Origin of the sequence: Paenibacillus septentrionalis (genome assembly GCF_042659865.1) — a bacterium.
In the GTDB taxonomy this organism is placed as follows: domain Bacteria; phylum Bacillota; class Bacilli; order Paenibacillales; family Paenibacillaceae; genus Pristimantibacillus; species Pristimantibacillus septentrionalis.
Map to the genome: position 1 here is coordinate 273223 of NZ_JBHSTE010000001.1, position 17906 is coordinate 291128.

The following is a 17906-nucleotide window of genomic DNA, read 5'->3' on the forward strand; positions in this document are numbered from 1 at the left end:
ATGCTCCCGCGCTAAAGTCAAACAAACAGAACGTCGTTCTATAGAGAAAAACGATCTAATTAATCATAATATTATAGCCAGTTTATACATAAATTACTTTTAAATTATTCACAGTTATACTTTCATTATTTTCTGTTTCTTTATACTAACTATGCCTTCAACCATCATACACCATTCGATCATTAACAAAAAAAACGTTCTTGTCAATGTTAACTTGTAGTTTATTATGACAGCAAAAAGACCAGGCTCAGCATATCGTATTAACGACAGCCTTCGCCTGGTCTTGTGTGCAGCCTATCGGAACATGCCCCATAGTTTAATCAGATGAAGCGTATTATTCGGGTCAATTTTTTGAGCCAGCACAAAATTAATAATTTGCTCTTCTTGTGTTTCCGTCAGCTTCTCCTGCAAAATCGCTGCGGAGGAACGCGTCAGTTTGCGCACCTTAGCCCGATCCTGCAGATCAAACTTTGTCACATTGCCTAGCAAATTGCGAATTTTCTCTTTTACAGCAGGATTTTTCATTTTCAGCTTCACACGCTCAACAAATTGGGGACTAATCCCGTATCGTTGATAACTCATACGTTAGACACCTCCAAAGGCAACTCTATCCTAATGAGTTAACTATATGCGAAAACAATGGAAATCTTGACTAATCTATCTGCTCTCCTTGAAATAATGGGTCATGGCGCAGCCAATCTATTAATCTTGCATAAGCAGCATCCTTCCAGAAGCTCTCCGTTGCGACCATTGCAGCAGCATCCTCTCGCGCCTGCTCCAGCAGCTCATAGTCAGCAACCATATCCGCCAGCTTGAACTCCGGCAAGCCGCTTTGCTTTGTACCAAAAAATTCACCTGGGCCGCGCAGCTCAAGATCGCGACGCGCCACCTCAAACCCATCATTCGTTTCCGTCATAACCTTCATTCGCTCTTGGCCTACCTCTGATTTCGGATCAGCGAGCAAAATACAATAGGATTGATGCTCACCTCGTCCTACGCGTCCGCGCAGCTGATGCAGCTGAGAGAGCCCAAAGCGTTCAGCATCCATAATCATAATGACCGTAGCATTCGGCACGTCCACCCCTACTTCAACAACAGTCGTCGCTACAAGCACCTGCGACTCATTAGCTGCGAAGCTTCCCATTGCTTGATCCTTTTCAGCAGTATTCATGCGGCCATGCAGCAGACCAACCTTCAAATCAGGAAACGCTGCCTGAATCATCGCATGAACCTCCAGTGCATTTTGCACATCGAGCTTGTCTGATTCCTCAATGAGCGGACAGATGACATAAGCTTGCCTTCCTTCCGCAATCTGCTTGCGAATAAATTGCAAGGCACGATCAACAGACTGAGATTTTAGCCAGTAGGTCTCGATCGGCTTACGTCCCTTCGGGCGCTCGCGAATGGTTGACACGTCCATATCGCCAAACGCTGTAATCGCAAGTGTCCGCGGAATCGGCGTAGCAGTCATTGTCAACACATCAGGATGGATGCCCTTGCGCCGCAGTATGCTGCGCTGATTCACGCCAAAGCGATGCTGTTCATCGACAACAACTAGACCGAGCTTATTGAAATACACATCCTCTTGAATAAGCGCATGTGTTCCAACGACAATGTCTACTAGCCCCATTTGCAGCTCTGCCAGCATATCTCTGCGCTTGCGTTCAGAAATACTGCCTGTAAGAAGTCGAATGGACATATTCGTATGCTCAAAAAGGCGAGTTAGGCTTTTCATATGCTGCTCGGCTAGTATTTCTGTAGGCACCATCAGCGCTCCCTGATAGCCTGCACGAACAGCACTATACAAGGCAATTGCAGCTACAACCGTTTTACCGGAGCCGACATCCCCCTGCAGCAAGCGATTCATGCTGTAATTGCGCCGCATATCGACCGAAATCTCATTAATCGCCTTCTTCTGACCATCTGTCAGCTCGAAGGGCAGCGTCGCAGCAAATTCCCGAATCCACTCACTTTTTAATGGCATCGCAATACCTGACTGCCTGCGCTGAGAAAGCGCACGGTAAGCCTGAAGCCGCAGCTGAAACAAAAACAGCTCTTCATATACCATTCTACGGCGCGCTTCCTGGCCAGCTTGCATATCACCAGGGCGATGAATCAGCTTAATCGCTTCCGCCCGATTCATTAGCTTGTACTTCTCAACAAGCGAGTAAGGAAGAATTTCCTCTACCAACGAGCTATACTGATCAATTACGGCTGCAATCAACTTGCGAATCCAGGGCTGCGTGATTTTGCCGCCGACTGAATAGACTGGCTGAAGTGTATCCATTTTGCCGGAAGGCTTCGCCTGATCCATAAATTCGGATTCTGACACCGTGAGTTGCAGCCGTGAAGGCTCCCACTTTCCAGTCAGCAGCACCTCTCGATCAAGTGTTAGCTGCTCACGCAAATAGTGACGGTTGAACCAAGTGGCGGTAATGAGCTGTAAGCCAACCTGCAGCTTGCACGTAAGGCGGGATTTGGAGCGACCGTAACGCTGCAGCATCGGAACGCCGCGCACAATGCCGATCACGGTTGCTTTTTCGCCTGGCTTTACTTCTGTCAGGTCACGCACACGATAATCTTCATAGCGAAATGGGAAATATAGCAATACATCATTCACAGTAAATAAGCCAAAGGCGTGGAGCTCTTTTTCCTTAAGAGCACTCACGCCTTTCAACTGCGTTACTGGAATATGATCGAGTTTGATCATTCCTTCGTTCACACCTTATATAAGAATACAGCGGAAGTGCCTGGACCAGTATGCGTACCGATAACTGTACCCACCGTCGTATGATGTACTTCCTTCACATTCAGCTCAGCCGTAACTCTTGCTTCTAGCTCATTGCGAATCGCTTCATCATCCGTACCTGCAACGATAAGCGCTACAGGCTCATCACCAAGCTTCTGCTTAAGCATTTCTACGATTTTAGCCATCGCCTTTTTACTGCCTCTTGCCTTTTCTACAGAGGTGACAGCGCCATTAGGTTCAAGCGATAAAATCGGCTTAATATTAAGTAAAGATCCGATCATAGCAGCAGCCTTACCGATTCGCCCACCCTTTTGCAAATAATCAAGCGTGTCAACGAGGAAATATACCTCGTAATTTTTTTGACGATTCTCAATAGCAGCAAGAATCTCCTCTACGGACGCTCCAGCCTCTGCCATCTGCGCGGCTAGCAATACCTGCATGCCATGACCATAGGATGCAGAGCAGGAATCAATAACATGGATATCCGCACCTTCTACCTCAATCATCGACTTGGCAATCGTCGCAGACTGAAAAGTACCGCTAAGTACCGAGGCCAAGTGCAAGGAAATAATAGGACCTGTCGGGTCCTCCTTCAGCAGAGCTTCATATACCTCCACAAAATCAGCCGGTGAAGGCTGGGAAGTAGTCGGCATAACAGGCGAAGTCTTCAAGCGTGCATAGAATTCCTCTGGTGTCAAATCAACAGCGTCACGATACGTTTCCTCACCAAAAAGCACTTTAAGTGAAATCATCGTGATCCCGTACTTTTCACGCACATCAACTGGAATATCAGCCGTACTGTCCGTAACGATTCGAATGTTCCCCATAACGTCATCATTCTCCTTTCTGTACTGCACCTCATTTATTCAACTGCAAATACATACGGGTAAAGCGGCTGACCACCGTATTGCAGATCAATTTCCAAATCTGCATAGTGCTCATTGATCCACTGACATAGAGCAGAAGTAATCTCGTCTGTCGCCCCTTCTCCTGTTAATACCGTAACAATATCGCCTTCATCCTCAAGCATGCTTGCAAGCAGCTCCTGACATGCGTCAAGCAACTCCGACTGGGACGTTACGATGGACTTTTCCTTCAAGCCAATATAATGACCTTCCGTAATCTGCACGCCATCGATGCTTGTATCGCGAACCGCCTTCGTCACTTGTCCTGAGATGACCGAGCTGGCAGCAGAAACCATCCACTCCTGGTTCCGTTCAGGCGTTTCGTCTTCTTTGAAAGCGAGTACGGCTGCAATACCTTGCGGAATTGTTTTAGTAGGTATAACCGTAACGGGACGCTCTGTCAATTGAGCGGCTTGTTCAGCCGCCAGAATAATGTTGCTGTTGTTAGGGAATATGAAAATATGCTCTGCCGACAACGATTCAATCGCCTTCACAAAATCCTCTGTGCTTGGATTCATCGTCTGTCCACCTGACAGTACAATATCAACATCACTGCTGCGGAACAATTCAGCTACACCTTCACCTAACGCAACCGCAATCATAGCATAAGGAGCGTGTTCAAAGCCGTGCTCAGCTGGGCGATTATGAGTAGCCTGTCCTGCCAGCAGCTCAGCAGAAGCAAGATTCACCTCACTGCTGTGGCTGTTTTCTTCCTCAAGAAGAAGCTCACGATGCTGCTCACGCATATTCAGGATATGAATATCCGTCAGCTCGCCATATTGTACAGACAAATTAAAGACATCACCCGGCTTGCGGGAATGAACATGTACTTTAATAATATCATCATCTGTAATGACTAGAATTGAATCTCCATCCTTAGATAATGCTTTCTTGTAAGCGGATTCATCAAACACTGCCACGGAATTTTCCGACACGTTGCGTTTGATAAAAAATTCCATATCATAAAAGAACTCAATATCTAAAGTTTCTAGCTTAGCTTGAGCAGACGATGGCTCTGCGTGCTTCACTGCAACGGGAGCAGGAGCAGAAGAAATTTCATACGGCTGTTCAACCTTCGAGCCTGATAAGGATTGGACAAAGCCTTCATAAATAAATACGAGTCCCTGACCACCTGAATCTACTACGCCCACTTGTTTTAATACAGGCAATAGATCCGGTGTTTTTTGCAACGCTTCGTTAGCTCGGAACAATACTTCTTCCATCAGCTCCAACACTTCAGTATTGCGTCTTGCAAATTGAACAGCGTGTCGCGCAGCTTCCTTCGCAACTGTTAGAATTGTCCCCTCAACCGGCTTTACAACCGCCTTATACGCCATATCGACGCCATGCTGCAGTGCAGCCGCAATATCCATTGCTGTAGCTTGCTCCAAATTCGCCAAAGACTTGGAGAAGCCTCTGAACAGCTGTGACAAAATAACGCCCGAATTGCCGCGAGCCCCCATCAACAGCCCTTTTGACAACGCTTCCGCAGTTTTACCCAAATGCTCAGATTGTTTGATTTTCAACTCTGTAATACCAGAGGTCATTGTTAGATTCATATTCGTTCCCGTGTCGCCATCCGGTACTGGAAATACATTTAGTGCGTTTACCATTTCGGCATTACGCTTTAGTAAGTCGGCGCCTAATAATGCCATTTGCGCAAAATCAGATCCGTTAATTGCTCGCTTACCCAAAGAAATTCCCCTTCCTACTAAGTAGATACCCTTACATCCTGAACGAAAATATTGACTTCGTTGACTTCAAGGCCAATCACATCATTAAGCACATACGTTACTTTAGATCGTATATTATTGGCTACTTCAGATATTTTCGTTCCGTAACTTACTACAATGTAAAGATCGATGTTTACGCCATCTTGAACTTGCGTTATTTCAACACCCTTAGTCAAGTTGTCTCGACCGAGAAGCACTGCGATTCCATCCTTAAGTCCGTTTCGTGATGCCATACCAACTAGCCCATAACATTCTAAAGCAGCAAAACCAGCAATTGTAGCTACACAACTATCCGAAACATCAATGCGACCAAACTCATTGCTTAATTGTATCGGCATACTACTCACTCCTTGCCCTATATTATGGACTGAATTCCATTGTACTATAAACTTAAGCTTTATTGAAGAGAATTGTGAAATTTCCCTTAAATAACGCCAGAATAAGGTTGAACCCCGCCAAACTTTATGTTACGATATTTAGGCGTGTTTATATTTGTAATGATATAAAAAATGAAAAGTAAGCATGGCTACTATATTGTTCGTGCTATGAACGGTTAAGCTATCATCGCTCATAATTCGTGAAGGAGGTGTTTTTATGTCCCGCAAATGTTTCGTAACAGGCAAAGCGCCTAAAAGAGGTAACAATGTATCTCACGCGAACAACGCGACTCGCCGTACTTGGGGAGTTAACGTACAAAAGGTTCGTATCTTAGTTGATGGTAAGCCAAAACGTGTATACGTTAGTGCTCGCGCATTGAAATCTGGTAAAATCACACGCGTGTAATTTTACCATAGACAAAAGCACCTGATCATTCAGGTGCTTTTTTTGTACTGTTAACTGGACGAGTCCATATTCTTAGCTGTCAGTTATGATATTAATTTTTTTGAAATGTATTAAGTAACGCTTTGACAAACCCACCTAGAAATTTCGGCAGCTTAATCGTATAAAATTTCATGCCCATCCCTCCTTGAAACGCGCAGTGATCCACCTGCTCAAATCCCCACTCTTGTAAACCATATTATGCAGAAATTCGAAATCGTAGACCAACACTCGCCCAAAGAGAATAAACTTTATTATAACGCAGCAGCTTGAAACAAATCAGGATTGTCAACAATAAATTGAATCGAAGCAATAATAACAACAATTAAAAAATACATAACAATCGCCAGTGCGATGAAGGTGATTCGCAAGCCGATTGTTTCATAACGGCGAAAAAAACGAATCCCTATATAAATAGCCAGCAAAGAAAATAAGTATTTCACAAATGCTGTGATGAGCGAGAATAATGCCAGCGAGCCTCCTGCCATTACAGCATAGAGCAGCACCCAAAACACAGTCGAAGCGTTAACCTTCATAACTATGGACTCCCCCTTTAATTAGCGCAGCACAGAAATGGCTTCAGCGCGATCAGGAGCGTTGAAGACAGCGTTGCCGGCAACAAGCACATTGGCCCCTGCTTCACGCACTAGGGCAGCTGTCTGTGCATTAATGCCGCCATCTACCTGTACATCGACATGTGACAGGGAACGAGCCTCAAGCATGCTGCGCAGCTCCTTAAGCTTCGTTACTGAATAAGGAATAAACGACTGACCGCCAAAGCCTGGGTTTACCGTCATAATAAGCACCATGTCGATATCCTCGAGCACAGGCGCAAGCAGCGACACAGGCGTAGCAGGGTTAAGCGCTACGCCAACCGGCAGCCCCTTTTCCTTAATCGAATAGATGGTGCGATGAAGATGTGAGCAGGCTTCCAAGTGAATCGTAATGCGATCAGCGCCAGCAGCAATATAATCATGTAAGGAAAGCTCTGGGCGCTCAATCATCAGATGCACATCAAAAGGCAGCTTCGTCGTCGAACGAACCGCCTGAATCACGGGTGGACCAAACGTAAGGTTAGGAACAAAATGTCCGTCCATTACATCTATGTGTACCCAATCGGCTCCGGCCTTTTCTATAGATTGAATCTCCGCCCCAAGCTGTGAAAAATCAGCGGATAGTATGGATGGTGCAATAATCGTCATATCAGTTAGTACCTCCGTTTTTGTTCTTTTAGCTCTTCAACAAAGGCTAGATAATGTTCATGTCTGCTTGATTCGATTTCGCCGTTTTCCAAGGCATCAAGGACAGCACAGCCTGGCTCCTGCACATGCATGCAGCCTCTAAACTTACAGTCAACGGAAAGCTCGCGCATTTCAATAAAGCCATAGGACAAATCAGAAATGCCCAGCTCAGAAAAATCAAGCTGACTGAAGCCCGGAGTATCGGCTACATATCCTCCACCGATATCGATCAGCTCAACGTGGCGTGTCGTATGCTTTCCGCGTCCTAGCTTGTTGCTGATTTCATTCGTTTCCAGTGTTAGACCTGGAACGAGCGCATTAAGCAAGGAGGACTTGCCAACGCCTGACTGCCCCGCAAAAACTGCTACATGTCCCTTTAAGCGCTCATGCAGAGCTTCAATTCCTTCACGCTCCACAGAGCTTGTACTATATATTTCGTAGCCAAGCTTTCCATAAATGCGCTTAACCGCCTCCATCGCCCTTAGCGCTTCCTCTTTTAATTCTGGAGACTGAGCGCTTTCAGCGAAATCCTGCTTGCTCAAGCAAAGCAGCGGCTTAATGCCCGCATGTTCAATATGTACAAGGAACTTGTCCAACAACTGTAAGTTAAGAGATGGCTCAACGACTGAAAATACAAGCACCGCCAAATCAACATTAGCGACCGGCGGACGTATCAGCTCAGTAGAGCGCTGAAGCAGCTCGACAACCGTCCCTTCGCCATTTTCTGTATGTACAAAATAGACCTCGTCACCGACTAGCGGCGACAGGCCCTTCTTTTTAAATACTCCTCTAGCACGGCATTGCACCGTGCTAGAAGGAGATCGATCATCTTGTGGCTGCACATAATAGTACCCACTCAAAGCTTTTACAATCACACCTGGAAGCATCGCTGAAGAATCTGGCAGCACTTCCTCATTCTTCTGTTTTGTTCGCCGGTTGATCGCTTTGCTCATCGTTGTTAAATGCCTCCATATCATTGTCATGCTCGCCGCCATGAAAGAACTCATGTTCAGGCGTCGGGGGTGGTGTAGGGTCAGGCTCTTGACCAGGAATGATCATTTCATGAGGACCCTGCGCAATATCTCTATATTTGATAGAGACAATATCCATAAATGTTCCGTCACGGTGGACAGAAACTTTAGCTTCTGTTTCCGGATCAAGCACAAGCATAACCGGAATATCAACGGTGCTTGTGATGGTCCGCGATTCAAGCTCCATATTTTCGCCGCGCGCATCAGAGTAATAAATCCTCACTTCGCTAGCTGTACCAATAATCGCAGGCGAGATTTTCACATTAAACTGATAGCTTTTAGCATCGCTTGGATAGCCCGAGCTTACTTTAACAGTTACCTTCGAGCCCTTTTCAACCTTTTCATTAGGCTGGGCATTACCCTGACTAATAATATGATCCTTCGCATACAAGTAGCTTGGCTCATACGTAATATCCTGCTCCTCCAGCACAAGACCAAGAGACTGCAGAAGCACTTTAGCATCCTTCAAGCGGGCGTCCGTCAAGTCTGGCATATCAACCGTTTCCAGCCCCTTGCTTACAGTGAAGCTGATCTGGACATCATCCGGGTTAATTTCTTCTCCAGCAGGCGGAGTTTGCTGCAGGATCGTACCAGCAGGCGCCTCATCGAACACCTCCGTGAAGTTAAGCTGGTCTTCTTGAATACCTAGATCAATTAGTGCATTAATCGTTTGCTGCTTCATCGAACCGATATAGCTCGGCAGCTCCTTTAATTCAGGTCCTGCACTAATGGTCAGCTCAATAAACGAGCCTTCCTTCACCTTCATATTCATTTTCGATTGTGCTATGACTTTGTCCTTAGGCACATGCTTGCTTGTCTCTCTTGTAACTGGCTCCGTAACGTTTAGACCAGCCTCTGCAAGCTTTTTACGTGCTTCCTCCTCAGTCAAGTCAACCACGTATGGAATGTCAACGTCCTCCGTCTTAAACGTATCAAGCAGCTTGAAAAAGCCCCATAGCAGTGCCGCTAGAAATACTAGCGTAATCAGCACAACATAAAGCGGTTTTTTCCAGCCTCCTGCTGCCTTCTCTGATTCTTCCTCCGTTAAACGACCAGTATGCATCATTACCGACCCAGTATCGCTTAACCGAGCAGAAGCGGTGCTGTTGACAGTCCCTGTATTCATATCCGTATGAAGTGCTGAGCTGCGAATCGCAGGCATAACCTTCGTTTCCTGCAAATCAACATCTTCAGTAAACGTAATTTTCGGTTCATATAATCGATGCGGCTGCAAGCATGTTTCTAAGTCTGACATCATAGCACGTGCAGACTCATAGCGCTCGTTCGGATTTTTGCGCATCGACTTTAGAATAATATTCTCCACTGATTGTGGAATATGCGAATTAACGACACGCGGCTCTTCAAAATCATCCTGCAAATGCTTAAGCGCAATGCTGATCGGACTTTCCCCAAAAAACGGAAGATTGCCAGTTACCATTTGATACAAAACAATACCTAAAGAATATAAGTCCGATTTCTCGCCTGTATTTACACCTTTTGCATGCTCTGGTGAAAAATAATGAACTGAACCTACAACAGAACCTGTATGTGTAATTTTGGAAGAGGTTGCAGCACGGGCAATCCCGAAATCTGTCACCTTCACTCGGCCATTATTACCAATCAATATGTTATGCGGTTTAATATCACGATGAATAATATGGTTAGCATGTGCGTGATCAAGCGCATCACAAATTTGCTGAGCGACATGAACCGCTTCTTCAATCTGAAGAGGAGCGCGCTCAACAATAATTTCATTGAGATTATGTCCTTCGACATACTCCATTACAATATAGTGAATATCTTCTTCTTGTCCCACATCATAAATGCTAACAACATTTGGATGAGACAATGCAGCCGCATTTTGTGCCTCTCTTCGAAAGCGGCTAATAAATTCCTCGTCGTTAACAAACTGCTGGCGAAGTACTTTAACCGCTACTTTTCGATTGAGCAGCACATCATGCGCTTTATATACCAAAGCCATGCCGCCACCGCCAATACGAGATATAATCTCATAGCGACCAGCCAAATCATGTCCTATCATCATGTATCCTCCCTTCGGTCGGGACTATCGTTCATATCACACAATACAAGTGTAATATTATCGTCCCCGCCAGCCTGCAATGCCAATTCAATCAATTGATCAGCACGCTCAGATAACGGTAGAGAAGATACAACGACTTGATGCAGATTCTCCTCAGTTACGCGATTGCTAAGACCATCGCTGCACAGAAGCAGCAGATCCTGCTTATTCCACTCCAGTATGCGCACATCAATATCCACATCATCATCCGTGCCAATTGCGCGTGTAAGCACATTTTTACGCGGATGGTGCTCGGCCTCTTCTGCAGTAAGCTGCCCGGATTGCACCAGGGCATTTACCAAGGAGTGATCCTCTGTAAGCTGCTCCAGCTGCTCGGCGTTGATTCGATAGGCTCTGCTATCCCCAACATGTCCGATTATAACAAGCGAATCAATGATAAGGGCAGCCACAATCGTGGTGCCCATATTATGATACTGCGTGAGCTGCTTGGCTAAATGATAGATTTCGTCATTGGCCTGACGAATCGCGATACGCATTAAGCGCTTTGCATCCTCTGCTGTCCAATTGGCGATCTCGACATGCTGCTGCAGCACCCGTTGAAAGGCTTCCACTGCAACTTGACTCGCAACATCACCAGCCTGATGACCTCCCATGCCATCAGCCACAATGGCGAATGCCATATGATCATTGATTAAACCCGTTAAAGCCGAATCCTCATTAACCTGACGGATTCTTCCTATATCACTGCGATTAACCATTAACAAGCGTCATCACCTCGCCGTAGACTCCATATGTTTTGCACGCAGCTGGCCACATGCTGCTGCAATATCATGTCCTTGCTCCCTGCGGATTGTCACATTAACGCCATGCTTTTCAAGTACTTTCGCAAAAGCAAAAATATCGTTTCGCGGTGTGCGAACATAATTGCGCTCTGGTACATGGTTAACCGGAATAAGGTTGACGTGGCAAAGCATATCCTTAATGACGCTTGCCAGCTCCTCCGCATGCTCCACCTGGTCGTTCACGCCGCCAATCAACGCATATTCGAACGTTATGCGTCGACCTGTCTTGTCCAAGTAATAACGAATCGATTCGATCACCTCATCAAACGGGTAACGTCGATTAACTGGCATCAATTTGGAACGTAGCTTATCGTTTGGCGCATGAATGGACAACGCCAAGTTAATTTGCGTGTTTTCATCAGCAAATTTGTATATGCTTGGCACGATCCCGCTTGTCGAAACCGTAATATGGCGTTGACCGATATTAAGGCCCTTTTCATGAATCATGTTGCGTAAAAACGCCATCGTTGCATCATAGTTCTCGAACGGTTCGCCTGAGCCCATAATGACAATGCTCGATACACGCTCCTGTGTCGCATCAAGCATCTGCTGCGCTGTAACGACCTGCGCTACAATCTCGCCAGCAGTCAAATTGCGCTTCAACCCGCCTAATGTAGAGGCACAAAATGTACAACCAATGCGGCAGCCAACCTGAGTCGTAACGCACACGCTGTTGCCATAGCTATGACGCATAATAACTGTTTCGATTGCATGATTGTCATGCAAGCCAAACAAAAACTTTACAGTTCCGTCGCGGGATTCAAATTTCGTAATTTCACTCAGCGTTACAAATTCGAACTGCTCGCTCAGCTTGGCGCGCAAGCCCTTGGACAGATTCGTCATCTCTTCGAAGCTTTTCACCCGCTTGCCATACAGCCAATCAAACACCTGATCAGCTCGAAACACAGGCTCCTCGTTCTCCTTCATCCACTGCTGAAGCTCTTCATGTGTATAGTCATAAATAAAAGGTTTCATTTTATCACACCTGTATTCAAATTAATTAGCTGCACCTATTTTAACACAAACTGTAGCTGTGAGCTATTCAGCCTGTTTTCCTCGCTCAGCATTAAGCCGATATAGCTACACCAGCTCGCTTTTCTTCAAGCGTGCGATGAAAAAGCCATCACTGTTTGCATGATGCGGAAGCAGTTGAAGCTGACCCTCGAATCGCTCACCCACAATGCCTTGCTTCTCAAGTGCAGCAAGCAGAGACTGAGGCCACTGGATATCCAGACTGAATGCAGGATGCTTGGCTAAAAACCGTGCGATCTGCTCCTCATTTTCTTCCTTCGCAATTGTACATGTACTGTAAACGAGAACGCCTCCCGGCTTCACAAGCTCGCTAACGGACTCAAGCAGCTCGGATTGCACGCGTGCAATTGCCGTTACATCACTAGATTGCTTGGTCCACTTGATTTCCGGCTTGCGGCGTATTACGCCAAAGCCACTGCAAGGAGCATCGAGAAGTACAGCATCAAAGCTTTCCTTCTCGAGACGGGCAGCCAGTTCAACAGCGTCTCCGCTAGATGTTTTAACATGCGTCAAGCCAAGTCGCTCTGCCTGCTCCTCGATCAGCTTGCGCTTATGCTCATGCAGATCATTGGAAAGCAGCTCGCCTTCGCTCTTCATAAGCTCACCGATATGCATGCTTTTTCCACCAGGCGCAGCACATGCATCAAGCACACGCATGCCTGGTTTCGGCTGCAGCACCTCGGCAACAAGCATTGAGCTTTCATCCTGAAGCGACCATTTGCCTTCTGCAAAGCCTGGCAATGCAGCCAGATTGCCTGCTCGATCGACATTAATTCCAGCAGCGGCAATCGGCGACAGCTCAGCTTGCAGACCAGCCGCCTGCAATTCCTCTAGCACCTCTTGCGGCGTTGCCTTCATTGTGTTCACTCGAATTGAGCTGTGCGGCGACTCATTGCTGCTTCGCAGCATTTCCTCGGTTGTTTCACTTCCAAATTCGTTCAGCCAGCGCTCTACGAGCCAGACTGGAAACGAATAGCGCACACTAAGCGTTTCTGCTACAGTAGGCAGCTGAATGTGTTCAGGAATAAGCTCCTCCTGCTTTCTAAGCACGTTGCGGAGCACACCGTTGACCATTCCGGATATCCCTTGGTGTCCGCGTTTTTTCGCCAGCTTAACCGCCTCGTTTACGACGGCGTGCGCTGGAATTCGGTCAAGCCAGATCAACTGATAAAGACTCATGCGCAGCAGCTGATGAACCCAAGGCTGAAGCTTATGAAGTCCTTTGGCAACAAACTGCGACAACCAGTGGTCAATCGTCAGCTTGCGGCTGATGGTACCATATACAAGCTCTGTTACGAGCGCTGCATCCTGACGCGACAGCTGCTCAGCTTGCAAGGTTCGATTAAGCTGCAAATTGCTGTATGCACCAGCTTCTTCAACCTTGATCAACACATCCAGTGCAACCTTGCGGGCAGAAGCAGGCGTTGGTTGTTGTGCCGTTTTACCAGCTGTTGAAGTGCTAGTCCGCTTGGCTTTATGATGTTGTTTCGTTGTATGCTGCTTGCCAGCATCGTCTCGTTTGCTCATGCTTGACCCTCTACTTCAAATCGCGAGCCTACAATCGCACGTGCGCCTTGAATCCAGTCGCTTACACTCATCATGCGCTTGCCTGCCGGCTGAATCATCGTAAGCAGCAGCTGACCTTCGCCTGTCTGGACGACAATCCCTTCGGCAGAAGCGCTCACGATCGTTCCTGCCTGTACATCATTTTGATGCGCAGCAATCGGCTTGCAGCCCCATACTTTGAACACATCTCCGTTTAATGTTGTATATGCTCCAGCCATTGGCGATAGTCCTCGAACTTGATTAAAGATCGATACCGCGGAAGCCGTCCATGAAATTTTTTCATCCTCACGTGTCAAATTAGGCGCATATGTAGCAAGCGAATCGTCTTGCGGAACAGCCTTCAATTCACCGCGAACTAATGGAGGAATTGTCTCGATCAACAGCTTTGCACCAGCGAGGCTTAGCTTGTCAAACATCGTACCAGCAGTATCCTCATCCTCAATCGGTACCACAACAGAGCTGATCATATCGCCTGTATCCAAGCCTTCAGCCATATACATAATCGTTACACCCGTTTCGGACTCCCCATTGATAATAGAGCGCTGAATGGGCGCTCCTCCCCTATACTTTGGCAAAAGGGAACCGTGAACATTTATACAGCCATGCTTAGGCAGCTCAAGCACCGCCTTCGGCAAAATTTGTCCATAAGCAGCGGTTACAATCAGATCGGGCTCATAGGAAGCCAATTCAGCAACCGCATCCTCGCTGCGCATACGCTCTGGCTGAAGTACTGGAAGTCCAAGCTCAAGAGCGGCTTCCTTCACAGGTGGTGGAGTAAGTACTTTTTTACGCCCTTTTGGACGATCAGGCTGAGAAACAACCGCTACTACCTGATAGCCTTCTTTTATTAATGCATGCAGAGAAGGGACAGCGAAGCTCGGTGTCCCCATAAAAACGATACGCATATCCATTACTCGCCGCCTTTTTTTACACGATCAGAAATATCGTACGTATTTAATGCAATATCCGTAAACAATACACCATTCAGATGATCGATCTCATGCTGAAAAGCGCGAGCGAAGAAGCCTGTAGCCTCTAGCGTAAACGTTTCGCCGTCACTGTTTTGACCTTGTACAACGATGCGCTCGGCACGCAGCACCTCGCCATTAAGATTCGGGATGCTCAAGCAGCCCTCTGGACCGATCTGCTCCCCTTCACGCTCCAGAATAACGGGATTAACCATTTCAACCAAACCATGCTCATCACCGACATCCACTACGATTACCCGCTTGGAAATGCCGATTTGTGGCGCAGCGAGACCCACGCCATCTGCATCATACATCGTCTCTGCCATATCCTTAAGCAGCTTTTTCAAATTCGGATTGAATTTTGTAACCTCTTTTGCGACCTCGCGCAATACCGGGTCTGGATCCTTTACAATTAGTCTTATACTCATCTTATTCCCTCGCTTATCTGCTATCTATTACATGTATCTGATGTTGAATTCATCACACTACAAAATCACTTGTGGGTCCACATCGACACTGAAGAGAACCTGCTTGCTCGACTTCCCTTCCACGAACGGTTTCATGGCGCGCTCAACAAGTGAAGAAGCATCAATGCTTCCTCGATATTTTATCACACATTGGTAACGGTATCGATCCTTGATTCTCGCAATCGGAGAAGCAACAGGTCCTAATATTTCCAGGGCACGCGTCATGCGGCTTTGCAGTGGAACGAGAACGCCTTCGTATTCAGCGAGTTCCTTTAGCTCCTGCACAAACTTCGCACTTGTATCTGAAAGCTGATCGAGACGCTCGGAAGACATCGTAATGCAGATCAAACGGCAGTATGGAGGATACATCAGCTGCATTCGAAGCTGAAGCTCCTGCTCCAAAAACTGCTCATAATTATGATCGGCAGCCGCTTCAATCGCATAGTGCTCAGGATTATAGGTCTGAATAATAACCTCTCCGGCAAGATGATGCCTGCCTGCTCGCCCCGCTACTTGCGTCAATAGCTGGAAGGTTCGCTCGGCAGAACGAAAGTCAGGCAAATTCAAGGTTGTATCAGCGGCAATTACCCCTACCAATGTAACATATGGGAAATCTAGACCTTTTGCAACCATTTGTGTGCCGAGAAGTACATCGGCTTTTCGCTCTCCAAACGCTTTTAGCAGCTTTTCATGTGCATTTTTTTCTGTTGTTGTATCCACGTCCATTCGGATTACGCGTATGCCGGGAAACAGCTTCGCCAGTTCCTCCTCTACCTTTTGCGTACCCGTTCCAAAAAATCTGATATGCTCCGATTCACAGGCAGGACAGGTCTTCGGCTCCTGCTCCGTATAGCCGCAATAATGGCAGCGGAGAACATGTGTTTTTTGATGGTAGGTAAGTGAAATATCACAATGCGGACAAGCCGCAGTATAGCCGCAGGAGCGGCACATCACGAAGGTCGAATAACCGCGGCGATTGAGCAGCAGCACAGACTGCTCTCCCTTCTCCAGCCGCAACTTCAGCGATTCATAGAGCTGATTCGAAAACATCGAGCGGTTGCCGCTTGACAGCTCCTGCCTCATATCCACAATTCGTACAGCAGGCATCGCTTGACCTGACACCCGATCCGGCATCGGAAGCAGCGGAGGCTCACTGCCATCTGCTGGCTGACGACTCGCTGCCATAAACGTTTCAAGTGACGGGGTCGCCGAACCAAGCACCACAACTGCTCCATGCTGTCTAGCACGTCTAACTGCAACATCTCTCGCATGATACTTTGGCGTATCCTCCTGCTTGTAGGAAGATTCATGCTCTTCATCAATAATAATCAATCCAATTTCGCAAAACGGAGCAAAGATCGCGGAGCGAGCCCCAACGACAACAGAAGCCTGACCATGACGAATTTTACGCCATTCATCGTATCGTTCTCCATCAGATAGTCTGCTGTGCATAACGGCTACTTCATCGCCGAATCTCGACTTGAACCGCTCTACCATTTGCGGGGTAAGCGATATTTCAGGCACAAGCACAATTGCTTGCTTGCCAGCACTCAAACACTCGGCAATGCTTTGCAGGTACACCTCGGTTTTACCGCTTCCTGTAACGCCATACAGCAGCATCGTCTGTCCGGTTTGCTGGTGCATCTGCTCGACAATTCGCTCATAGACCTGCTGCTGCATACCTGTCAATGGCAAAGGCGTGCTTGAAGGAAACGCACGATCCTTGTATGGATCACGCTTTTGCTCAACCTCCTCCAAGTCGATCAGTCCTTTGTCAGCAAGTCCATGCACAACGCTGGAGCTTGTATTCAACTCAGCAACAAGACGCGATAGCGCAATCGGCTCCGGATGCTCGATCAAGTACTGCAATACTTCCTGCTGCTTGCGTGCTTTTTTTAATGAATCAAGCTGCTGCTTCGCCGCCTCCAAGTCAGATGGAGGGAAAACGGTCAGTACCTGCTTGACTCCCATTCGATCCTTTACCTTTGCTGATAAAGTCAATATACCCTGCTGCAAGGCTTGCTTAATCTCAGCATGGTTCTGAGGGAACATCGCCATTAGCTTTTCAAAGGAAAGCGCGCCCCCTTCAGCCTGCAAGGCTTGCAGCCACACCTTATCTGAGTACTCTCCAGCTTGAAAGGAATCAGATAAAGCGATATATTTAACTTCCTTTCCCTTTAACGCTGCGGGAAGCATCACCTGCAGTGACGCAATCCTTGAGCAGCAGTACTTGTTGCTTAACCAATCGGACAACTCAATCAAATCCGGCAATAACGGCGGAGCAGGGTCAAGCAGCTCTTTAATCGGCTTCAGCCTGCTTGTATCGAAGTCAGAGCTATCCGACAGACCAACGACAAACCCTTGCAGCACGCGTGGACCAAACGGTACGCCAACCCGACTGCCTATTTCGATCCACGGCTGCATGTCGCTCGGCACTTCATAATCAAAAGGCCGATCCGTTTGACGGCTCGGCACATCAACAATAATATTCGCGATCACGTTCATCATCCTT

Annotated in this window: 17 protein-coding genes; 1 reads left to right on the top strand and 16 read right to left on the bottom strand. The window is 47.1% G+C overall.

What is annotated here, in order from left to right; translation table 11 throughout:
• Positions 1-294: 294 nt before the first annotated feature.
• From ACFP56_RS01305 to ACFP56_RS01325, 5 genes are all read right to left on the bottom strand, one after another.
• Positions 295-582, bottom strand: a complete 288-nt coding sequence (locus tag ACFP56_RS01305) for a stage VI sporulation protein F (protein WP_379230283.1) — start codon at positions 580-582, stop codon at positions 295-297.
• Positions 583-652: 70 nt separating this feature from the next.
• Positions 653-2710: an ATP-dependent DNA helicase RecG gene (gene recG / locus ACFP56_RS01310; RefSeq protein ID WP_379230285.1), complete on the bottom strand. Its 2058-nt coding sequence runs from the start codon at positions 2708-2710 to the stop codon at positions 653-655.
• An 8-nt stretch (positions 2711-2718) separates the two neighbouring features.
• Positions 2719-3576, bottom strand: coding sequence for a DegV family protein (locus ACFP56_RS01315; RefSeq protein ID WP_379230287.1), 858 nt, complete (start codon positions 3574-3576; stop codon positions 2719-2721).
• Positions 3577-3611: 35 nt separating this feature from the next.
• Complete coding sequence (locus ACFP56_RS01320; protein WP_379230290.1) at positions 3612-5348, bottom strand: DAK2 domain-containing protein; 1737 nt, start codon at positions 5346-5348, stop codon at positions 3612-3614.
• Positions 5349-5365: 17 nt separating this feature from the next.
• A complete protein-coding gene (locus ACFP56_RS01325) occupies positions 5366-5725 on the bottom strand; it encodes an Asp23/Gls24 family envelope stress response protein (protein ID WP_379230292.1) in 360 nt (119 codons plus the stop codon).
• Between the two features lie 256 nt (positions 5726-5981).
• Between ACFP56_RS01325 and rpmB the strand changes: the two genes are divergently transcribed.
• The gene (rpmB, locus tag ACFP56_RS01330; RefSeq protein ID WP_379230294.1) at positions 5982-6170 is read left to right on the top strand and encodes a 50S ribosomal protein L28; all 189 of its coding nucleotides are present in this window, start codon (positions 5982-5984) and stop codon (positions 6168-6170) included.
• Between the two features lie 91 nt (positions 6171-6261).
• On the opposite strand, the gene spoVM is transcribed toward rpmB, so the two are convergent.
• The 11 genes from spoVM to priA all read right to left on the bottom strand — a co-directional run bounded on the left by spoVM (position 6262) and on the right by priA (position 17899).
• Positions 6262-6342 (bottom strand): stage V sporulation protein SpoVM, encoded by an 81-nt coding sequence (spoVM, locus tag ACFP56_RS01335; protein ID WP_123039970.1) that lies wholly within the window; start codon positions 6340-6342, stop codon positions 6262-6264.
• A 118-nt stretch (positions 6343-6460) separates the two neighbouring features.
• Positions 6461-6742: a hypothetical protein gene (locus ACFP56_RS01340; protein WP_379230296.1), complete on the bottom strand. Its 282-nt coding sequence runs from the start codon at positions 6740-6742 to the stop codon at positions 6461-6463.
• A 21-nt stretch (positions 6743-6763) separates the two neighbouring features.
• Positions 6764-7408 (bottom strand): ribulose-phosphate 3-epimerase, encoded by a 645-nt coding sequence (gene rpe / locus ACFP56_RS01345; RefSeq protein WP_379230299.1) that lies wholly within the window; start codon positions 7406-7408, stop codon positions 6764-6766.
• 5 nt (positions 7409-7413) lie between these two features.
• On the bottom strand, positions 7414-8334 hold the full coding sequence (gene rsgA, locus ACFP56_RS01350) for a ribosome small subunit-dependent GTPase A (protein WP_379231735.1): 921 nt from the start codon (positions 8332-8334) through the stop codon (positions 7414-7416).
• A gap of 25 nt (positions 8335-8359) precedes the next feature.
• Positions 8360-10519: a Stk1 family PASTA domain-containing Ser/Thr kinase gene (gene pknB / locus ACFP56_RS01355; RefSeq protein WP_379231737.1), complete on the bottom strand. Its 2160-nt coding sequence runs from the start codon at positions 10517-10519 to the stop codon at positions 8360-8362.
• Entirely contained in the window at positions 10519-11277 is a 759-nt protein-coding gene (locus ACFP56_RS01360; RefSeq protein ID WP_379230301.1) for a Stp1/IreP family PP2C-type Ser/Thr phosphatase, read from the bottom strand. Before ACFP56_RS01360 ends, pknB begins: the two co-directional genes overlap by 1 nt.
• A 12-nt stretch (positions 11278-11289) precedes the next feature.
• Positions 11290-12336, bottom strand: a complete 1047-nt coding sequence (gene rlmN / locus ACFP56_RS01365) for a 23S rRNA (adenine(2503)-C(2))-methyltransferase RlmN (RefSeq protein ID WP_379230304.1) — start codon at positions 12334-12336, stop codon at positions 11290-11292.
• Between the two features lie 105 nt (positions 12337-12441).
• The gene (gene rsmB / locus ACFP56_RS01370) at positions 12442-13920 is read right to left on the bottom strand and encodes a 16S rRNA (cytosine(967)-C(5))-methyltransferase RsmB (protein ID WP_379230307.1); all 1479 of its coding nucleotides are present in this window, start codon (positions 13918-13920) and stop codon (positions 12442-12444) included.
• Positions 13917-14864: a methionyl-tRNA formyltransferase gene (gene fmt, locus ACFP56_RS01375; protein WP_379231739.1), complete on the bottom strand. Its 948-nt coding sequence runs from the start codon at positions 14862-14864 to the stop codon at positions 13917-13919. Before fmt ends, rsmB begins: the two co-directional genes overlap by 4 nt.
• A 5-nt stretch (positions 14865-14869) precedes the next feature.
• Entirely contained in the window at positions 14870-15355 is a 486-nt protein-coding gene (gene def / locus ACFP56_RS01380; RefSeq protein ID WP_379230310.1) for a peptide deformylase, read from the bottom strand.
• A gap of 57 nt (positions 15356-15412) precedes the next feature.
• Positions 15413-17899 (bottom strand): primosomal protein N', encoded by a 2487-nt coding sequence (gene priA / locus ACFP56_RS01385; protein WP_379231741.1) that lies wholly within the window; start codon positions 17897-17899, stop codon positions 15413-15415.
• Positions 17900-17906 lie beyond the last annotated feature (7 nt).

Excerpts from the sequence above, each read along its gene's own strand:
- rlmN (WP_379230304.1), bottom strand. The coding sequence starts at position 12,336 with ATGAAACCTTTTATTTATGACTATACACATGAAGAGCTTCAGCAGTGG.
- rsmB (WP_379230307.1), bottom strand. The coding sequence starts at position 13,920 with ATGAGCAAACGAGACGATGCTGGCAAGCAGCATACAACGAAACAACAT.
- ACFP56_RS01305 (WP_379230283.1), bottom strand. The coding sequence starts at position 582 with ATGAGTTATCAACGATACGGGATTAGTCCCCAATTTGTTGAGCGTGTG.
- pknB (WP_379231737.1), bottom strand. The coding sequence starts at position 10,519 with ATGATAGGACATGATTTGGCTGGTCGCTATGAGATTATATCTCGTATT.
- ACFP56_RS01315 (WP_379230287.1), bottom strand. The coding sequence starts at position 3,576 with ATGGGGAACATTCGAATCGTTACGGACAGTACGGCTGATATTCCAGTT.
- def (WP_379230310.1), bottom strand. The coding sequence starts at position 15,355 with ATGAGTATAAGACTAATTGTAAAGGATCCAGACCCGGTATTGCGCGAG.
- priA (WP_379231741.1), bottom strand. The coding sequence starts at position 17,899 with ATGAACGTGATCGCGAATATTATTGTTGATGTGCCGAGCCGTCAAACG.
- recG (WP_379230285.1), bottom strand. The coding sequence starts at position 2,710 with ATGATCAAACTCGATCATATTCCAGTAACGCAGTTGAAAGGCGTGAGT.
- ACFP56_RS01340 (WP_379230296.1), bottom strand. The coding sequence starts at position 6,742 with ATGAAGGTTAACGCTTCGACTGTGTTTTGGGTGCTGCTCTATGCTGTA.
- ACFP56_RS01360 (WP_379230301.1), bottom strand. The coding sequence starts at position 11,277 with ATGGTTAATCGCAGTGATATAGGAAGAATCCGTCAGGTTAATGAGGAT.
- spoVM (WP_123039970.1), bottom strand. The coding sequence starts at position 6,342 with ATGAAATTTTATACGATTAAGCTGCCGAAATTTCTAGGTGGGTTTGTC.
- ACFP56_RS01325 (WP_379230292.1), bottom strand. The coding sequence starts at position 5,725 with ATGCCGATACAATTAAGCAATGAGTTTGGTCGCATTGATGTTTCGGAT.
- fmt (WP_379231739.1), bottom strand. The coding sequence starts at position 14,864 with ATGCGTATCGTTTTTATGGGGACACCGAGCTTCGCTGTCCCTTCTCTG.
- rpmB (WP_379230294.1), top strand. The coding sequence starts at position 5,982 with ATGTCCCGCAAATGTTTCGTAACAGGCAAAGCGCCTAAAAGAGGTAAC.
- rpe (WP_379230299.1), bottom strand. The coding sequence starts at position 7,408 with ATGACGATTATTGCACCATCCATACTATCCGCTGATTTTTCACAGCTT.
- rsgA (WP_379231735.1), bottom strand. The coding sequence starts at position 8,334 with ATGCTTCCAGGTGTGATTGTAAAAGCTTTGAGTGGGTACTATTATGTG.